Consider the following 18,081-nt stretch of genomic DNA (forward strand, 5'->3'; position numbering starts at 1 on the left):
TTGCAGCCTCACAGACGTTTTTACATTAGCATAGACTTTTAGACCCCTTCACCTTTGGGAGCTCGCGAGTGCGTATTCTGCCCGTCCTTCTTTTCATTTTGATTTCCAGCACGAGCGCATGGGGCCGTCCGGTCAATTTGAAAGCCGAAGACTCTGCCTGGGTGGAGACAAAACTAAAGCGCTTAGGCTTTTCAAACTCCTTCTCTGAAGAATCTGCAAAGTACTACGAACCCAAAGGTTTTAAATCAGTTGTGACCTTGAATCTATTGGGATTCCTTACTCCATCGGGTGCACATCTGACTGAGCTTGATCCAAAAGCCGTACAGAAATCTTCAACGTTTATCAAATCCAACCCCGAAGCTTTTCAAGCAGCGCAAAAACAGTTCGGCGTACCTGCCGAAGTGATATCTTCATTATTGTATATTGAAACACGCCATGGAGCCGACATGGGAACCTTCCATATCGTGAGCGTTTATCTTCATCTGATGCAAGTGAACAGCCCGGAAAATTTGAAAGAGCTGACTCGTTTGGCGATTTTAAAGAACAAAGAAATCAAGAAGTACTCTACAACCAAAGAAGTCCGCGAAATCATGAAAAAGCGCGTTGAGAGCAAATCAAAATGGGCTGAAGAGCAATTGATTGCCCTGGCCGAGATCCGCAAAAAGAAACATTTGAATCTGAAGAAACTGCGCGGATCCTACGCGGGAGCGTTTGGCTTACCGCAGTTTATTCCTTCCAGCTACCGTGACTTTGCTGAGGCCTTGGTAGCAGAGAGCACTCCGGATATCACCAAGCCGGCAGACGCCATCATGAGTGTCGCCAACTACTTACAAAAAAGCGGTTGGAAGCAGAAAAACTTAGAAGCCCAAGTCACCGCACTGATGAAGTATAATAACAGCCGCGACTATGCGAATGGGATCTTAAACATCTCACAACGAGTTCCACCACTTCCTACTCTAGAAACCACCGCCACAATTCAACAGACCCAATAAAAAAGGAGCCCTCGAGCTCCTTTTTTTTATTAGCTTTGAAGAAAGTCCGTGCCTTTATGCGTGCCACTTAATATTGGTTGGCTCTTTCACCATCGTCATCCCGATAAAGAAGGTCATCACCGCAACCGCAATAGGGTAAATCAAACCCGCAACATGATTGCCAGTCGCCGCCACCATCGCTGTCCCAATGAAAGGAACGAGACCACCGAAGACCCCATTTCCAATATGATATGGAAGTGACATCGACGTATAGCGGATATTCGTCGGGAACATTTCAACCAAAAAAGCGGCGATGGGTCCATATACCATCGTTACAAAGATCACCTGCAACCATACCAAGAAAACCAACATGGGGATATTTGGATTCGCAGGACTTACCAGGGGTTCTAAGGAGTTCCAACCGGAGCGATATTCCATGGCCTTATAGATAGGAACGTAGCTGGCTGCTGCGATCGCACAACCGGCCATAATGATTTTCTTGCGCCCAATTCTGTCAGACAACCAACCAAAGAAAATAAAGAACGGAGTTCCCAAAAGCAACGCCATAGCAATAACTTTATTAGCGACGACGAAATCGACTTTCAAAACTGTTTGCAAAAAATAGAGAGCATAGAATTGCCCCGTATACCAGACAACCCCTTGCCCTGCAGTTGCTCCAAACAAAGCTAGAATCACCAGTCGACGATTCTCGGGTTTCATGAAGCTGTCTCTCAAAGGACTGGACGAGGTTTTACCTTCTGCCTTCATTTGCAAAAAGACTGGAGACTCTTGCATTTTTCTACGGATCAAATAAGACGCGAATACCAAGATCACGGAAAGTAAAAACGGAACACGCCAACCCCAGGATTTGAATTCATCTTCTCCCAAGCCTAAGCGAGTTGCCAGAATAACTCCCAAAGACACGAACAGACCGAGAGTGGCAGTGGTTTGAATATAGCTTGTATAGTAACCGCGCTTTCCATCGGGACTATGTTCGGCGACGTAAATCGCTGCACCACCGTACTCCCCGCCCAAGGCTAAACCTTGTAACAATCGTAAGATAAGTAATAGCAACGGAGCAAAGACTCCGATGGTCTCATAGCTTGGCAGCAGGCCGATCGCTGTTGTCGCAAGACCCATGATAAGTAAAGTCACCATAAAGGCGTATTTACGACCCACAACATCGCCAATGCGACCGAACACCAAAGCTCCAAAAGGACGAACAATGAAGCCCGTAGCGAATGTCGCCAGAGTGCCTAAAAGAGCGGCCGTTTCATGTCCTTTTGGGAAAAAGTGTGCAGAGATAATTGTCGCTAGACTGCCGAAAATATAGAAGTCATACCATTCGATCAGTGTTCCCGCGCTAGATGCCGCAATAACTTTCCAAATCTTGCTTTTTTCAGAAGCAAATGATGATGCGTTCGCAGACATGGTGCCCGTGGCCATAGAATTTCCTCCGTAAGGAGAAAACTTTTACGGAGACTTCACAAACGTTCAAACAAATAACAATATATTTCCCAGGTTTAATCTGAAATAAAAAAGGAAGTCGCCCGGACTTCCTTCTTTCGTTCTTATCCGCGGGCAAAATGGTCACTTTGTTCGCGCATTTTTAGTGGAAAAACCTACAAGGATTTTTTTAGATCCAGCAAGCCTGTCACAACAGATTTATTGCTTTCAAGTTTTGCTTCCGGCATCGCAAGAGCCTTACTAATGACGTCCATTGCCTTCTCTTTTTGCTTAAGCTCTTTAAGAACATCCGCCAAAATTCCTTGATAGTACAAGGCCGAGTCCGACTTCATCACCGCTACTTTTTCTGCGTAAGGCAGCGCTTGCGCAAATTGTTTCTCGCGCATGTGGAAGACAACCAATTTCATCAAGTAAACATCCGAATCAGGATGGGCCTTCAATAGTTTCTCTAGCCATTCTTGCGCATTTTTTTTCATGTTCGCCGTCTTGATATATGGAAGAGCCACCAATACCTGACCGGGACGCTCCACAGATAAATTAAAAGTAGCGACTTCTTTAGCCAAAACTGCTGCGGATTCTTCTGACTTTTTCGTCTCGTTCATTAATTTATAGGTTTCGATCTGCTGGGACAGCAATTCTGCTTTTTCAAATCCCGTCATGTCGCCAAATTTATTTACCGCGAAAGTTTCTGCACGAGCTTTTTCATCGTCCAAAAGCTTTTGAATTTCGGAAATATTCTCAGCCCCGATCTTTTTTATCTCTGCCGAGGCTTCTTTACTTTCGCCCTTAATCAACTTCATCAATTCCGGGCGCCATTCAATCGCATCGATGGAGTGCGGGAAAACAGCGATCCATCTTTCGAAAGTTTTGCGGTATTCAGCTGCATTCTTTTTATCTTTTTCATAAGCGCTCTCAGCGACTCTGATTTCACTGTTGGCCAAAAGCAGGCTTTGCTCCCCTGTCGGCGCTAACCATTTAACCACGTCTTCAAATTTAAGAGCGGCGTAAGCTTGATCCGCCAAAACTTTACGAGCTTCCAGATCTCCCGCCTCTGCTTTTTTGCGAAGTTCAGTTAGAGTTGCCTTGTTGGATGCCTGAAAGATGGCGATCTCTTTTGCCAGTACCGGAGCCGGTTTATAATCCAGGATGCGAGTAAGCTCTTCACCTTTGGGATTCATCACGATCATTGTTGGAATGCCCCTAATGCCGTACTTTTTGCCGATATCTTTCAAAGCCGGTTTATCGACATTTAAACTAAATTTGATGAATTTTTCCGTCGCCTTGATAAACTCGGCCTCGCCAAAGGCTTCACTTTCCAAACGAATGCACGATGGGCACCAAGGCGCATTGAAATCCACCAGCAACAACTTCTTTTCTTTCGCTGCGAGCTTTAACGCTGCATTAAAGCTGTCTTCATAAAACCCGTGTTTGTTCTTTTTCAGGGGAGCTTCAACCACCATAGCAGTGTTTACCGCTTTTTCAGCGACAGTCGCAGTCCCACCAGAAGCCGCTACCAACTTCCCATTCGTGATCTGAAATTTCTCTTCATGAGCTTCACACACAGTGTTCTTGTCGTCACAGACGTAATAGTTAACCGCGAATGGTTTTTTCTGAGCCTTTGCCGCATCAAAGATAAATTCTTTCGGCTCCTTCTTAACAGCATCAATGGATTCCTCGCCCCTCACCAAAGCCGCTGGTGCATCTTTATTAAAGTGAAACCCTTCATCCACGCTCGCAAAGATTTGCGAACCTTTAAGTTTTAAATGAGCCTTGCCATCTGAAAGACGAGCAAACGAGGAAGAAACAACCAACAGAGATAAAGTTAAAATCAGAATTTTCATGGAAAACATTAGAATCCCGCCAAAGCCCCTTGTCCAGAAAAACCCCTGCCTAAACAAGTCACTGCCACTGTGGCGGTAGCGTTACCAAACCCACTATCATAGATGTAATTTCCGTAGCGGCTCCGCAATGCGCCATTTGAACTTGCTAAAAGTACTGCAACGAAAAAACAAAAACCCCAGCCTTGTGAGCTGGGGTTTCAATACATTCAGATTTTAAACCTTTAATTACTGACCAAGTACGTAAGCAAAGATCAGTGGTGCTACGATTGTAGCATCTGATTCTACGATGTACGACGGAGTCGTTGGAGCCAATTTACCCCAAGTGATTTTTTCATTTGGAATCGCGCCAGAATATGAACCGTATGAAGTCGTAGAGTCAGAGATTTGCGCGAAGTAGCTCCACAATGGGATGTCTTCGTGGCCCAAGTCTTGTTCAAGCATTGGAACTACGCAAATTGGGAAGTCACCGGCGATACCACCACCGATTTGGAAGAAGCCCACTGGAGCTTTTTTAGAAGCGCCCATGTACCACTCTGCCCAAGTTTTCATGTATTCGATACCGCCTTTAACAGTCGTCGATTTTTTGATGTCACCTTTGATGATGTGACCAGTGAAGATGTTACCCAAAGTAGAATCTTCCCAACCTGGAACAACCATTGGAAGGTTCTTTTCAGCAGCAGCCAACAACCAAGAATTTTTTGGATCGATTTGGTAGTACTGTTCCAATTTTCCAGAAAGAAGGATTTTGTACATGAATTCGTGTGGGAAGTAAGACTCGCCTTTTTTATCGGCGTCTTGCCAGTATTCTAGTACAACATTTTCGATACGACGAATTGCTTCCTCTTCAGGGATGCAAGTGTCAGTCACGCGGTTCAAGTGACGTTCCAAAAGTTTTTGTTCGTCAGCTGGAGTAAGATCACGGTAATTCGGAATACGCTCGTAGTGATTGTGAGCGACCAAGTTGAATACGTCTTCTTCAAGGTTCGCACCCGTGCAAGAGATCGCGTGAACTTTACCTTGGCGGATCATTTCAGCCAAAGAAAGACCCAATTCAGCTGTAGACATTGCACCAGCAAGTGTCACAAGCATTTGGCCTTTGTTATCGATGTGTTTTTTGTAACCAACAGCAGCATCTTTCAATGCAGCAGCGTTAAAATGACGGTAGTTGTGTTCGATAAACTTAGAAATCGGTCCCATTACATGCTCCTGTTATGCGAAGAGGCGCAAAAGTAGCATGTTTAAGCAAAAACTCAAGCAGAGAATGGCTTTTGCAAAACTTCAATCAGCAGAGATTAGTTCTGTATTTCCAATAACCTGCAAAACAAGGACGCACTGAGTTAACTAGTCCTCTTTCAACATCCCCAGCTTCCGCAGAGACTCTTCCATTTTTCGACTTTGTTTTTGTCAATTTTAACGAAATCACCGCAGTCCCCGTCTTTAATTAAGATCGTCGTTGTTCCATCCTTAAAAATCTCTCCGGCAAAAACATCAATGCCCGTAACATAGGAAGCGGCTTCAAGATCGACCTTGTAGATGTCCTCACGCTTTTTGCCGGCATGAAGAACTATCGTAAATTCCCCAACAAGAAAGCCAGATTCGTCTTTACCATTTTTTATATCAAATTCTTTTCCATCCTTTTTTAATTCCAAACTAAGCTTAGAATCCAGACGATAAATTCCTTTGGAGCTGAAAAGAGTTTTCATAGCGACATCCCTAAAGGGATTTTCTTTGCCGATCATCGCAATCGCGGCTCCATCTTCACGGTATTCAAACCCAAAGGACGCCACGTGGGTGCCACCTGCGAAATTTAACTCGATTACAAAGTTCAATTTTGAAATAGCGTGAACTTCTGTTTTCTCTTTATCAAAAATTTTCAAATACAAATTATCTGTCTCTGCGATACCCAATTCCGTTAAGAACTGAGCCCGCAATGGAGAGCCAACCACCCAGTAGCCATCTCCGTCTCCAATAACGGTCTTTCCTTTAGTTTTGGTGCCAAATTCATTGAGTGCCAGTTCTTCAAGTGCTCCGCTGAGATTTCTACCCAATGAAATATATTTTTCGGACTTAGATAAATAGATCTGCTCTTTTGCAATAGCACTCAAACTGAAAAAGAAAAGAAGAAGGGAAATAAGTGTTTTCATATGTTACTTATCGGAAAAAACATACAATAGTTTATCCAACAAATGGATGTCGTCTTAAGACCTGATGGATGGCTTTTGTGCAAGAACCGCTTTACTGAAAAATCCTGTGTCTTTTCGGAGATCTAAAAAGCCCACATCTTTTAACAAGTTCTCAATGGGATGCAGACTGTAGTTCTTGTAAAAAGGCTCGTGAAAGTCCTTAGGGAATTGCTCCAGCGCCCAATTCAGGTCCTTGGCTTCGTCCTTTTGCACAGAGTCGACCAGGCCATAATAGCCCCCAGGTTTCAAAACCCGCATGCCTTCTAAAACAGCAGCATCCCGCACTTCTGCTGGGAGCTCGTGAAAAAGAAAGCAGGAATAGACGAAATCAAAGTGGCCTTCCTTAAAAGGCAGCTCTTCGGCCGCCCCTTGCACGAAATCAAGGCCGCGGAAGTTTACCAAGTTCTTGCGCGCCTGTTTCAAATAGGGCTCGCTTAAATCCAACACCGTGATGTGTGCTTTGGGAAATGCGAGCTTCATAAACCGCGTAAGCCTTCCCGTCCCGGCGCCCACTTCCAAAAAGCGCAGCCCCGCCCCTTCGTTTAAGAAAACGTCTTTGGCGAGCGGAATGATCAAGCGGCGCATGGCATCGGCGGCACCGGCGAACAAAATTTCCACCTGATGCTCGTAAAGTTCCGCGGATTTTTCAGTCAGGTAGCCGCCACTTTGATAGTGAAAATTTCTTTGATAATACTCGGGCAAATCGGCCAGATATTCGCGCGCTTCCTGATTGAATTCTTTGGCATCGCGCTCATGACGGCGACGGGAAATATGAAACCCATCCACTAAAATTTTAGGATAGCGAAGAGCGTGCTTGGCCAGATTTTCGGGGTACAAAACTTCCAAAGGATAAAGACCTTTATCGATATTATCGCTGTCTTTTTTTAGAAGTTTATAAAGTTCAGTATAAGATTTTTTGATATTTTTGATTTCAACTGAAGGGCGGTCTTTAACGGACTGCCCGACCAGTCGTTCTAACAAAGGCAAAGTGAACTGTTGTGCAGTGAAATGCACAGAACGGGCTAACGAATAGCCCAGACGTAATTTACTTTTCAACTGTTTTCGCGCCATTGGTCACCTTCTTTTGTTGTGCCCAATGTCTTAATGTTAAACCCACCATTGCGAAGCCCGCAATAATCACCAAACCAACCATGGTAAACCACATAGCTACGATCATGCTTGTGCTCCTTCTAATTTTGCTGCCACAGAAGCTCTGACTTCATTCACAATGTGCGAAGCCATCACCAGACCAAAAGTCCCTGTAATGTAACTTGCTGATCCATAGATCATATTGCGATTGTCACAACCGTGGAAGTCATTCGTTTTCGGGCACACGCATTTAAAGCCCATGCCTTTATCGTAAGTTAATTCTTCTGGCATCATCACCGGTTCATCCGAGAACACGCAAGGAATACCGAATTCTTTTTCTGGGAAGTCGTATTTTTGACGAAGAATTTTACGCAATTGATGAGCCAAAGGACATGTGTGAGTCACGCCCAGGTCTTTTTTCTGAATACGCAATGGATCCATTTTCGCAGCCGAACCCGCAGACGTGATCACATGAATATTTTCTTTCACACACGTCGCCAGCAAGTGCGCTTTCGCCGTCAAATTGTCGATTGCATCAATCAGGTAATCAGGTTTGATCGCAAGCATTCTGTCAGAATTTTCTGCATTATAGAATTCAGGGATCACAGTAACTTTCATTTGCGGATTAATTTTGCGCAGGCGCTCGCCCATCACTTCGGCTTTTTTCTTGCCCACCATGCCTTGAACCGCGTGCAATTGACGATTGGTGTTGGTGATACAAACTTCATCGAAATCGATGATCGTGATGTGGCCCACACCCGAACGCGCCAAAGATTCAGCAGCCCAAGAACCCACTCCACCGATCCCCACAACCATTACGTGTGTGTTCATCAACTTTTTCATTGTCGCATCGCCAACTAAGCGACCCATGCGATCAAAACGGCGATGTAGAACGTATTCCGTTTCTGGCGGTTGTTGTGGTTGAAGAGGAGTCGTGATTTCTGTGGTCGTTGTATCCATGTACCCTACTCACGCACGACCCGAAAAACAGGGTCAATGCAGACTGTCTTTGGGGTCCACCAGATGCAGATCTGTCGAGCCAAAAAGACGGTGAAAATTCCCTGTAGTGATATCTAATATTTCCAAAGGATCAAGGGATTTTAGCTTCCCTATAGTCTTTGCCACCTCCCAAATTGATTCAGGTGGATTTAGCTGCCCTTTAAACGCCGGCGGAGCCTGATCCGGGCTGTCACTTTCGATCAATAAAAACTCCATAGGAATCTCTTTAACAGCCTGGTGAAGCTTTTGATTATCCTCGCGGCACACGGGTCCCCCAACAGACAGGTGTAAACCTCGTTTTAGGAAATCCTGAGCCTTATGAGCACTCCCGTTAAAGGAATGAACCATGCCCTTTTGGGGCGGCAGTCCAAACAGATCCATGATCATCAAGCTTTCGTCATGGGCCTGCACGATGTGCAAAACCACGGGACGATTTCCGATGTGACTGATTTCCAGTTGTTCTTCAAAAGCAGTGATCTGACGGTCCCTGGAGTCCTTCATAATATGCGGGCGAAAATCCAAACCCACTTCGCCAAGTCCCATGGCTTCCGGAAGCTCCTGAGCGAGAAGATTTAAGGCCTCTTCCAATTCTTCATCGGAATGATCGGCCACCCAATAAGGATGAACTCCATAACAAAGACCGATGTGGTGAGGAAAACGTGCCTTTAAGCGGCGTTGACGTTCCCAGTCCTCAGGACCCACTCCCCCTTGCATAAAGAAATGAATGCCCTTCGCCTGAGCGGCTTCAATGATCTCTGCCTGCTTGCCATCCCAGCGAACATCAGCAAGGTGTCCATGAGCATCAATCCAACGTCCAAACGCCGTCATACGCCTCCCAACCCCGACTTTAGGTTTGCATAGTTTCAGGACTCTAACAAGTGGTGTTCTATCCCGATACGGTGATTGCGAAGGAGTGTGTATGAAGCACAAGGGTCTACGTTTGGGTTTTGATGTTTCTATGGCAAAAGGAGCGACATTGAAGCCGCTCAAGGTTCAATTTTGGAGCGACGAAGCCGCTTTCCAAAAATTCAAACCTCATGCACCGTTCAAATATATGAGTGATGCCCTGGTGGGTTTGTCACTTGTCAAATTGAACTCCTATATCAAATCACCACTGACGACGAAGCACATGGACTACCCGTTTGCTTTGGATGCGTGGAAAACTTTGGATCCACATGTGGAGATCTATGAACGTTCTCAAGAACGTGTTCGCTCCCTGCAATCTCATATCGCGGTCGTTGATCCACAGCTTTGCGCTCTGTTTGAAGAGCACTTCAATGAGACGTTCGATTCAGCCATGACACCGTCGGGTTTTGATCTGACAGCCATGGGTCCTTTGCTTGAAACCTTCGCCTGGTTTGAAAACAAAATGTCTTCTCCATTGCTTTACAATTTCGGTTTGAATTTTTCCAAACCGTTTATGGATAAGCTGCACACACTCTACTCTTTCCTTTATAACTTGCGCAGCCTGGTTGCGATCGATCACAACGCTCACGTGGCGGACGCTTCTCACGAAGCCGTCAAGGTCGACGCCGTAACGGACTATTTACCACGCGTTGAATACGTGGTGAACGATGCTTTGCTCTATTGGAATTTCAAACGTTTTTCAGAGCCGTTCACGGGTCGTGGCACTCCTGATCAACGTGTGGAAAAGCTTTTCGCAAACCCCATGGAAAAAGCTTTCCAAAAATACTCGCACAACGCTTGTCACTTGGTGCACAACTTGCCAAAATCTTTCATCTCGTCTTTGAATCCGGTAGAGCTTGAAGAAGCTTTCTATCTGGTGCAAATCGACTGGCTTTTGGGCTCCCCTGCAGGATTGCTATTTAAAATCCGCGAAGAGATCTTTGCTTTGCAGAACGGTTACGAAAAAATCTTCTGGAAAGACATTGAACCGAAAAGCCATAACAAACCGGTCGCGTTGCATTTATCATGTGAAGTTTCTGAGGAGTTAGTTCACGGAGTAAAAGCGGCTTAGCAGCCGCTTTCGAAAATCGAAAAGTAGAAAATCGAAAATGGAAGTTATAGAAAAGGCGCCTCTCGGCGCCTTTTTTTTATTTGGGTGGGATGGCTACTATGCCGGAGCGGTATTTTTCGATCTTGGTCCATTGGGGGGCTCCGCCGACTGCCAAGGGATTGAATTGGCCTTTTTCTAAGTTATCGATGGAATCTAATCGGCGCATGCTGTGGGCTTCGATCACTTGACCGAAGCTGCCTGGGAATACGTGGTAGCCTGCGTGGGCTACGCCGACAAAGAAAGCGTTGTCGATAAAGGCTTGAGGCAATTCAATATCGAAATTAACCAATGTCGTTTTGTCGTCGACCTTCACGTTATAATAAACGTCTTTCTTCATCACTTGGTTGTATCTCATGCCGTGCATGCCCCACGCTGGATGATAGATGAATTGGCCCTGGCTGTTACGAATACCTGAATCCCAAGACACGGGCTTGCCAGCCATAATCATCGGGTCTTCCGCATCCCATTCTGCATTTAAATCCGGGCGAGGATTCCAATAAAGAATTTTCCATCCCAATTTCTGCAAGTGCTGAGTCAGCACCAAACCATCTGTCCCGCGCGAGATCAGATTTTGATCAAGACGACTCCACAACGCTGACATCAGCGGATTTTGAGTTGCCTCAAAGCCCTGCTTTAAGCATTTACGAGTCAAACCAATGCAACTGATACCTTCCAATTGATCGATAATGGAGGCCGGCGCGCCAACGGATTTAATAACTGCCAGACGCTTTTCACGTGTGTTCAAAGAGGGATTGCGATCGCCATAGTATTTGGAAATACCGTACTTGTTAAAGAATGCGATATGGGTTTTGTAAGTTTCCTGAATGCACTGGCTTGCAACATCAACCACAGTTTGGTTGTGCTCAAGATACATAGCTTTTTCCTGGGGAGTGACCACCAAGTCCGCTGGCTTTTCCTGGCTCCAGCCCAAAACCGGAGAAACGAGAATCAAAAGAGCACCCGCTAGCGACATCGTACACCTCATGTTAATAATGCTTAGAAGTACAAAAAGCATTCCATGACGAAGTCTCATAAACTGAATACAGCCACAATTTAATTGTTCATTTCTTACGCAGGTTTGTAATTTTTAGGAGTGCAGAACTGCCCTTAGGCAGTTCTCTTTTTTTGAAGCATCTTTTCGCGGATTTTGCGGAACACGAAATAGATCAAAAGCAGGCCGATGATACCGAAAACCACCAGTTTGAACTGGCGAAGTTTCATCAAGATAGGTTCACCGTAGTGAGCTAGCAAATAAATTTGCGTCGGAACGCTGATCGCTGCTGCCAAGCCGTCAATCAACAAGAACTTCCACACCGGAAAGTGTAACATCCCGCAAGCCAAGTGACCTGGAAAACGAATACCCGGAGTGAAACGGAAAATACCGCACGCGTAAGCGCCGTATTTATGTGTCCACTCCTCCACTCGCTTCATCAAGTGAGGTGGAAACATTTTATGAACACGCGGATGATAGAGAAGTTTTCGTCCGAAGACTCTGCCGACACCATATATAAGGAAGTCGCTGACGAAGACGGCAAAGAAAGCAATGATGGCGGCGGTGTGAACATTTACAACCGGAGCGCCAGGAAACGGAGGTGGGAAATGCTCAGGGTGAGCCCCCATGAACGCCAGAATACCAACACTAATAAGAGTCACTTCTTCGGGCAATGGCAAGCCAACTGCTGACAGCAACATCATTCCGACCAACGCGAAGTAGACCGTATAAGGTTGGTAAGCAAACTGCGACATCCACTGAAATATCGGCTCGTTGGCAAATTCCAAAAGTAATCTCCTAGGTCCCTACTATGCAGGGAACTGTCCCACTTGAACACCCACGTCACACTGTGCTATGTTCACTTTCCGCTATAAGGAATAGTATGCAGAGCGAAAGAGGATTTGAATACGGTGTAAAACACATTATCAGCCCGATGTCCGGGTCGGTGCGTGATGTTTTATTAAGCATTCTTGAACTTAGCGCTGACCAAGTGGACTTTTTAATACACCTTGGTTCGATCTATCTCAACCATAGTCGTATTGCAGATAATGTTTCGGTTTCTAAGGGTGACTATTTACGAGTCCATACTAAGCCGCGAAGATTCCCAAAAGGTAACGTCGACTTCACAAAGCGTATTGTTTTTGAAAATGACCACTTCGTGGTGGTCAACAAAGTCTCGGGGATTCCTGTTCATGGCAGCGTTGATAACATTCAAGAAAATCTGCAATCCTACATGGAAGAAGCTTTAAAGCAGAAGTTATATGTCACTCACCGCCTGGATGTTCCCACGAATGGTCTGATCGTTTATGCAAAAACTGTCGAATTCCAAACGGCCTTCAATAAATTATTGATCGCCCGAGAAATCAAAAAAATCTATCGAGCCAAAATCGAAGGCCCAGCTCCCACAAAGAAAATCCTGACTCATTATATGGAGCCATCCCCGCGCGCACCGAAAGTCGTCAGCCATGAGCCCAAAGATAAATGGCAAGAATGTATTCTTGAAATTTTAGAAGTAAAAGAAAACTCTGAGCACACAGAATTAAGAATTCACCTGCACACAGGCCGAACACATCAAATACGCGCCCAATTAGGTTATGAAAAATCCCCGATTATCGGCGATCACGCCTACGGCGCACAAAAAAGATGGGACGAAGAAAAAATCGAACTAACCGCCTGCGAACTGCAATTCATCAATCCCATAACCACCGAATCACACCACTTCAAAATCTAAAACAGCCCAGCCACCCCGGCGGCAGCCCAAAAAGAAAGCGGCCTGCCAAAGGCAGCAGCGCAAAAAAAAGAAAGCGGCTCTGCCAAAGGCAGAAGCCAAAAAAAACCGCCCGGGAAAGAGCGGTTGATCAAAATGGTTTGACTAATTTCCGCAGGAAATTTGCGGCGTAGCCCATGCAAGGCGGAAGGACTTCCCGCAGCGCAGGCGTGCTCCAAGCACGTCGGAGCGAGGACAAGGCCTGACAACGAAGCAGTCAGGCCATTTTCATCAACCGCGGCTACAATACGTAGATGTTGGTCATTAGGGAGTACTGTGTGTTGAACGGTTGCCAGATTTTTGCATCTTCACCCTTATAAGATCCCAACATAGAATCATTGCCGATTCCAAGCGTGAACGAAAATCCGCGGGCTGGTTTAATCCACAAGCTTGCACCCAAACGAAGTGCTGTCGTGTGATCTCCATCTAAACCTTCCACTGCCGATGAATGGTACCAGTTTTCTACGAAACCAGTTTTAGTCGTAATTTGGAAAATCGAATTGATGTAGTATTGGAATTGCACGTAGTGCTCAAGACCGAACTGTTTGTTCGTCTGACGAGGATCTGTCACGTACATACCGTCGTCAAATGTCGGGATGGATGTATTGATACTTGCTGTTTGGCTCTGCCAGTAAATATCTGGTTTAGCCACGTAAACCACGGACCATGAACGATTGAAGTTATAATCAGCGTAACCTTCAAGACGGATTTTAGTGATCAAGCCATTCTCTTGAGAGACTTTGCTTGAAGGAAGGTAAGCTTTTACTTTACCAGAAAGATCGATGTCACCGAAGTAACCCAAGTCGTAGTTTGAGTAAACGAAGTGAATGTCTTGCATGGAAAAGTTTGAAGTTTGCTTTTCACCGTACTCATCCATACCGGCTGTGTTGTAGTTGAATGGCAAACGCAAAGCTGCTTTTTGATCAGCACCCAATTTATAATTGATAGAGAAATAATCGTAAGTATCAACCGAACGTGCTTCAGAAGTTGATTTGCCCGGCTTCATGTTTGCTTGTGAAGCAATAGAGAAGAAAGTCAGTGACCAGTCGTTCGCACGACCACTTACGGAAGTAGCGGAAACGAAGTCGTCACCATCCAGCACCGCTGCGAAAGAAGACGTCGAAACCAACAAACTTGCGATCAATAAACCGGTCGCTTTTCTTAACATTTTTCACTCCTAATTACGGATGCTTACGACAAAGACTTGAAAGTTATGCCATAGCGCCTTGCATTAAACAATAGTCAAAAATTAGACAGTCTTTTGACTTGAGCAGACGCGCAAGAACGCCTACTGTGATTGCCTATGAAAAAGTACACATTCCTTAAGAACCTGATTCTGTCTCTGGTATTGGCCCTCGCAACGGGTTGTGCTGTCTCCTTCTCGAAAAAACACTGGGATCTTCCACCGAAAGCGGAGAATGAGATCAGCGTTATGTCATTCAATGTCGAAAACTTATTCGACACTGTAAAGACTCCAGGCCATGACGACGAAACATTCTTGCCCGCATACATGAAAAAAGGCGATGCAAAACTACGTGCTGCTTGTGTCAAAAACAATGACAGTTCTTATCGCCAAAACGAGTGTCTGACAACGGACTGGAATCCAGATGCGTTGGATACGAAGCTTAATAACATCTCTAAAGTTGTTTTGGGCGTTGATAACAACGGTCCCGACAACTTGATGCTGATCGAAATCGAAAGCGATGTCGTTCTTAAGCAATTGAATGAAAAATTGGCGGCTGCGAACTATATCACTCAGGTGATTATCGATGGACCAGACAAGCGCGGTATTAACGTCGCATTCTTGTCGCGCTTCCCTCTTGTAGGCAAGCCGGTCTTGCACCCGATCCCATGGAAGCCTGAAAATGAAAAAGATGGCGAGTGGATGGAGCGCTCCCGTCGCATCCTGGAAGTGACTGTGAAAGCACCCAATGGGGACCCTATCACGTTCTTGGTGGGCCACTTTCCTTCGCAATCGAATCCAACTTACTGGCGTCAACAGATCGCTCAGTTCGCGGTGGATTTGATTAAACAAAAAGGTCCCAATGCGATGGTGGTTTTCGGGGGAGACTTAAATATCTCGGCCGAGGAAGAAGACAGAGTTCATATCTTCCGCGATATCCTAGCTAAGGGCGGAGCAGTTTCTCACTTTGTGGGTTGCAAAGAATGCCAAGGAACTCATAACTATCGCGGCACCTGGTCTTTCCTAGATGCTCAGGTTTACAGCCCAGCACTTTTGGGTGATGGCTCTGGCAGCTACCAAATGATGCCCAACACGATCGACGTGATCCGCTACAATCCTGTTCATCTTAAAAAAGGTAAATACCCAAAACGCTGGGATTACGATGAGCAAAATGGCGTATCAGATCACTTTCCACTTTATGTTCGCTTGAAACAAAGAAGTGAGGCGAAGGCTCCGGTGAAAGATGAAAAACCCGCAGTAGAGAAGAAAAAAGCTCCTGCGAAAAAGAGCAAAAAGAAATAGCACCTCAATCTAAAAATAAAAAAGCCGCGTTTTAAACCGCGGCTTTTTTATTACCCAGGTCAGTTGCCCGACCACCCTTGCTTTTTTGCTTTCGAAATTCTTAGTAAACCAGCAAACGACCGATATCAACCGTTGGACGGTGACCGCAAGTCGCAAGATCTTGCTTCCACTTTTTACCGACGGAAACAGACGTGTTGTTGAAAGTAACTGGATTTTTGTATTTGTCGGATTCAATCACGCCGGATCCTACAAGTTCATTACAACGACCTTCAATTTTTACAGTTAAATCCTTGGCAGAAACCGCGTATTGATCCTTACCTAAAACCATCGCCATGTCGGAATTAAGGATAGAAACCGCAGGTGCTGTCAAACTGGCGCGATCTATTTGCATTTTCAGAACATAAGTAAACGACTCTTCTCTAACACCGCTCGCCGAAGAAGCTTTAAACTTGCCGCTGGATTGAACTCCGAGACCCAATTTCGAAGGATCGTCTTTCAATGTAACTAGAACCATTTTGTAGGAGTCTTCAAATACGTTCACATAGGTCTTTTTCAAGTCCAAAATATCAGCGAAAGATTTTACTGGCTGCCCCAGAATTTCCACACCAATTTCACCGTCTTCTGCGGTAGCTATAGTTACAGTGAAGGCTTTGTTCATTTTGCCTTTGATAGCTCCCAACCCGTTTGAATAGTTCAGATCTTCTTTCAAAGAAGTGATCTTTAACGTTGTGACACCTTTTTCATCAGTCGCTTTATCGCTGATGGAGTATAAAGATTTTGTGACGTCAGCGTGGCCCAAAGCCAATTGCGCAAGTTCCAATGCCTCAATTTGTTTTTCCATCATCACAGTTGAAGCTGCGTAAGCTCCGATCTTCAAACCTGAAGAAGTGCCGACGTTACCGCCTTTATTACCTTTAGGCTTACGGATTTTCGCCATAACCTCAGGAGTTCCAACTTGCTTGTCTTGTGGAGTACAAGCAGACGTTAAAAGTGCAGATGAAATAAATAGAGCGGAAAGTACTTTTAGGCTTTTCATAGGGGCAGAATCTAACCTGATCGGTTCGATTCCGCCAGAGGCAAATCCTCTTTTACAGGGGTGTCAAAATCGTAAACAGACAGCGGATCCCGCCATTGTTGATTTTGAGCTCCTTTTCGATTTGGTAGCCATTAGGAGCCGGTTGAACCCGGTCCTTTTCCGGATACAGGATCCCAAGCTTCTGGGGCTTATAGAGACGGCATAGCTCCGCCGCCAGGGTCTTTAGGCCCCCTTTGCCCGCCACCGGCAAACGCTCCCCATAGGGAGGGTTTACGACCATCCACAGTGGACCGGGCAAGTCCACACCTTGAAGGGCGTCCTGAACCCAGAATTTGTGCTCCTGGGATTTAAACTCATCCCGTTGATAAGCTTTTAACTGAGCTTCGACTTCATTGAAGTTCTTAAGTCCGATTTCAGGCATCTCGGGATTGATGTCCATACCCAAGACCGCTTTGAACGGGGCACGGGCCGGGATTTCATAGTTCAAAGCAAAGCTTGGCGACAAGAAAAGCTTTGGACACTTCTTCCATTGCTTAAAAGAATAATCTCTTTGGAATTGTCCTGACCATAAACCTCGGGCCTCTGTCAGGAAAGTTCCCGAACCCATCATCGGATCACACAGGTTCACCGAAGACACTTCGGCAGGAGTCGCCTCCCCGATCATTTCTCTTAAAAGTTCAGCTGCGATGGTTTCACGCATCGGAGCTTCACCTTTTAAAACGGTCCAGCCACGTTTATGTAAGTGCTCGCCTGTCGCATCCAAACTGATCGTGCACAGATCATCTTCCATGCGAATGTAAATCGCAGCACAGGTGCTATCACCGTTTTGACCTGCGAAAATTTCCTGCAGGGCTTTTTCAGCACTTTCCTGCAGACGCTTTTCATTGTTCAGACGGCTTTTTTGTGCAGCCACTTCCCAATCGACGTTCGCGTGATGAAGGTATTCCTTCCATGGGAGTGATTTAAATTTTTGATAGAACTTTGGCAGATCTTTCGTGCGAAACGAAGTCATTCGCAACAACAGACGGTTCGCCGTTTTCAAAAAGAAATTCAATTGCAGAGCCTGAAACAGCTCTGTTTCAAATTCCAGCCCACCCATCAGCACGGCGACTTCTGGAAATGGCAAAGAATGAGTTTTTGCATCTTTTCCTAAAAGATAGGGCCAGATCTCTTTCATTTCCTGAAGAGCGGTGTTTTCGAAACCAAGGGGTGTGGAAATAAAAAAACGATTCAC

Annotated in this window: 17 protein-coding genes; 4 read left to right on the forward strand and 13 right to left on the reverse strand. The window is 45.5% G+C overall.

The features are described 5' to 3' along the window. Window positions 1-68 precede the first annotated feature (68 nt). Window positions 69-992: a lytic murein transglycosylase gene (locus tag DOM22_RS12430; protein ID WP_142700686.1), complete on the forward strand. Its 924-nt coding sequence runs from the start codon at window positions 69-71 to the stop codon at window positions 990-992. A 54-nt stretch (window positions 993-1,046) separates the two neighbouring features. Here DOM22_RS12430 and DOM22_RS12435 read toward each other — a convergent pair whose 3' ends face one another. From DOM22_RS12435 to DOM22_RS12465, 8 genes are all read right to left on the reverse strand, one after another. Then, window positions 1,047-2,417, reverse strand: coding sequence for an MFS transporter (locus DOM22_RS12435; RefSeq protein ID WP_246845620.1), 1,371 nt, complete (start codon window positions 2,415-2,417; stop codon window positions 1,047-1,049). 176 nt (window positions 2,418-2,593) lie between these two features. Then, complete coding sequence (locus DOM22_RS12440; RefSeq protein ID WP_168196646.1) at window positions 2,594-4,279, reverse strand: thioredoxin family protein; 1,686 nt, start codon at window positions 4,277-4,279, stop codon at window positions 2,594-2,596. 225 nt (window positions 4,280-4,504) lie between these two features. Then, window positions 4,505-5,476: a deoxyhypusine synthase family protein gene (locus DOM22_RS12445; protein ID WP_142700688.1), complete on the reverse strand. Its 972-nt coding sequence runs from the start codon at window positions 5,474-5,476 to the stop codon at window positions 4,505-4,507. Between the two features lie 155 nt (window positions 5,477-5,631). After that, a complete protein-coding gene (locus DOM22_RS12450) occupies window positions 5,632-6,423 on the reverse strand; it encodes a hypothetical protein (protein ID WP_142700689.1) in 792 nt (263 codons plus the stop codon). Between the two features lie 54 nt (window positions 6,424-6,477). Beyond that, the gene (locus tag DOM22_RS12455; protein WP_142700690.1) at window positions 6,478-7,533 is read right to left on the reverse strand and encodes a class I SAM-dependent methyltransferase; all 1,056 of its coding nucleotides are present in this window, start codon (window positions 7,531-7,533) and stop codon (window positions 6,478-6,480) included. Continuing rightward, entirely contained in the window at window positions 7,508-7,639 is a 132-nt protein-coding gene (locus tag DOM22_RS20160; protein ID WP_255489968.1) for a hypothetical protein, read from the reverse strand. Before DOM22_RS20160 ends, DOM22_RS12455 begins: the two co-directional genes overlap by 26 nt. After that, window positions 7,636-8,511, reverse strand: coding sequence for a ThiF family adenylyltransferase (locus DOM22_RS12460; protein WP_142700691.1), 876 nt, complete (start codon window positions 8,509-8,511; stop codon window positions 7,636-7,638). Before DOM22_RS12460 ends, DOM22_RS20160 begins: the two co-directional genes overlap by 4 nt. A 33-nt stretch (window positions 8,512-8,544) precedes the next feature. Beyond that, a complete protein-coding gene (locus DOM22_RS12465; protein WP_142700692.1) occupies window positions 8,545-9,378 on the reverse strand; it encodes a TatD family hydrolase in 834 nt (277 codons plus the stop codon). 91 nt (window positions 9,379-9,469) lie between these two features. Between DOM22_RS12465 and DOM22_RS12470 the strand changes: the two genes are divergently transcribed. Beyond that, complete coding sequence (locus DOM22_RS12470) at window positions 9,470-10,528, forward strand: hypothetical protein (RefSeq protein WP_142700693.1); 1,059 nt, start codon at window positions 9,470-9,472, stop codon at window positions 10,526-10,528. Between the two features lie 76 nt (window positions 10,529-10,604). Here the strand turns inward: DOM22_RS12470 and DOM22_RS12475 are convergent, their stop codons facing one another. Together DOM22_RS12475 and DOM22_RS12480 are read right to left on the reverse strand one after the other, a co-directional pair. Further along, window positions 10,605-11,540: a hypothetical protein gene (locus tag DOM22_RS12475; protein ID WP_142700694.1), complete on the reverse strand. Its 936-nt coding sequence runs from the start codon at window positions 11,538-11,540 to the stop codon at window positions 10,605-10,607. A 134-nt stretch (window positions 11,541-11,674) separates the two neighbouring features. Continuing rightward, the gene (locus DOM22_RS12480) at window positions 11,675-12,346 is read right to left on the reverse strand and encodes a DedA family protein (protein WP_246845621.1); all 672 of its coding nucleotides are present in this window, start codon (window positions 12,344-12,346) and stop codon (window positions 11,675-11,677) included. A 95-nt stretch (window positions 12,347-12,441) separates the two neighbouring features. Here DOM22_RS12480 and DOM22_RS12485 point away from each other — a divergent pair, with 95 nt between their 5' ends. After that, complete coding sequence (locus DOM22_RS12485; RefSeq protein WP_142700695.1) at window positions 12,442-13,290, forward strand: RluA family pseudouridine synthase; 849 nt, start codon at window positions 12,442-12,444, stop codon at window positions 13,288-13,290. A gap of 277 nt (window positions 13,291-13,567) precedes the next feature. On the opposite strand, the gene DOM22_RS12490 is transcribed toward DOM22_RS12485, so the two are convergent. Then, window positions 13,568-14,494: a hypothetical protein gene (locus DOM22_RS12490; RefSeq protein ID WP_142700696.1), complete on the reverse strand. Its 927-nt coding sequence runs from the start codon at window positions 14,492-14,494 to the stop codon at window positions 13,568-13,570. Between the two features lie 135 nt (window positions 14,495-14,629). On the opposite strand from DOM22_RS12490, the gene DOM22_RS12495 reads away from it, so the two are divergent. After that, window positions 14,630-15,811: an endonuclease/exonuclease/phosphatase family protein gene (locus DOM22_RS12495; protein ID WP_142700697.1), complete on the forward strand. Its 1,182-nt coding sequence runs from the start codon at window positions 14,630-14,632 to the stop codon at window positions 15,809-15,811. A gap of 100 nt (window positions 15,812-15,911) precedes the next feature. Here DOM22_RS12495 and DOM22_RS12500 read toward each other — a convergent pair whose 3' ends face one another. Then, window positions 15,912-16,847: a hypothetical protein gene (locus tag DOM22_RS12500; RefSeq protein WP_142700698.1), complete on the reverse strand. Its 936-nt coding sequence runs from the start codon at window positions 16,845-16,847 to the stop codon at window positions 15,912-15,914. A gap of 52 nt (window positions 16,848-16,899) precedes the next feature. Continuing rightward, window positions 16,900-18,081, reverse strand: coding sequence for an RNA methyltransferase (locus DOM22_RS12505; protein WP_142700699.1), 1,182 nt, complete (start codon window positions 18,079-18,081; stop codon window positions 16,900-16,902).

Source organism: Bdellovibrio sp. ZAP7 (assembly GCF_006874645.1).
In the GTDB taxonomy this organism is placed as follows: Bacteria; Bdellovibrionota; Bdellovibrionia; order Bdellovibrionales; family Bdellovibrionaceae; genus Bdellovibrio.